Here is a 1069-nt window from a genome sequence, read left to right on the forward strand (position 1 = left end):
GCTCGGCACCGTGCCTGTCAGCGTCTGATCGATAACCTGGCGCAGAGCATCGTAGTTCGCAAAGAAGAAGAGCTTCTTGCGAAGAATGGGCCCACCCAGGTTCGCCCCAAAGTTATTCAAACGAAGCGGAGGCAGCACGCCATTCGCTCCCCACGGAGCAGCATCGAAGACATCGTTACGCAGATACTCCCACAACGCCCCATGAAACTTGTCGCCGCCGGTCTTGGAGACCACCTCAACCTGCCCACCTGCCGTTCCGCCCTGATCGGCGCTGTAGACAACGCCGTTGGCACGAAACTCCGCAATCGCCTCAGTGGATACCTGCAGATGAAGATCCACCTTCTGATACTGGTGATTGATGCCGGAGTTATCGACGCCATCCAGATGCCAGGTGTTGTCTTCGTCCGACAGACCGGCGAAGCGCATATCCTGCTGCGTTCCCGTACCTCCATCAATCACGCCCGGCGCCAGCGAGACCAGACCGATATAGTTCCGGCCATTCAGCGGTACATCCGTCGCCTGCTTACCATGCACCACACCGCCAATCTCCGCAGAAGACTTCGAGAGCCCCGAATCAGGGCTCACCTCGATCTGCGTCGATTCACCGGCAACCGCCAGCTTCATATCGAGCGTGCGCGTCTGGCCTACATCGAGTGTCAGATCATCTACCTGGTACTTCGCGAATCCACCTGCCTCAACCTCCACCGTATATATTCCGGTGGAGAGTGAGGTCACGGTGTACAGACCGGCCTTGTTCGTCACTGCCTCACGCCGCGTCTCAGTATTGGCAGACGTGAGGACAATCTTTGCACCGGCGATTCGCGCACCCGAAGCGTCCGTAATCGCACCGGTCAACGTCGCCCGGTCGGTCTGCGCCGAGAGGCGCGGTACCGGCAACAACAGGAGCAACAACGTCAGCATTCTCTTCATCGCGTTTCATCCTTCCGCGGGCCAACGCCCGCTTTACTGGTAGAGAGCTTTCTTGCTGGGAATCTGGCGCTGCATATCATCGCGAACAGCAAGGCCAATCTTGATCGCCTCTTCTTCACTCGCCGCCTTGGTGTACGGA

The 1069-nt window shown here is 58.4% G+C and carries 1 protein-coding gene; it reads right to left on the bottom strand.

What is annotated here, in order from left to right; all coding sequences use genetic code 11:
• A partial coding sequence (locus tag AB4043_RS26455) for a carboxypeptidase regulatory-like domain-containing protein (protein ID WP_442308649.1) occupies window positions 1-930 on the bottom strand: 930 nt, incomplete at its 3' end.
• Window positions 931-1069 lie beyond the last annotated feature (139 nt).

Origin of the sequence: Terriglobus sp. YAF25, assembly GCF_052113305.1 — a bacterium.
Lineage (GTDB): Bacteria > Acidobacteriota > Terriglobia > Terriglobales > Acidobacteriaceae > Terriglobus.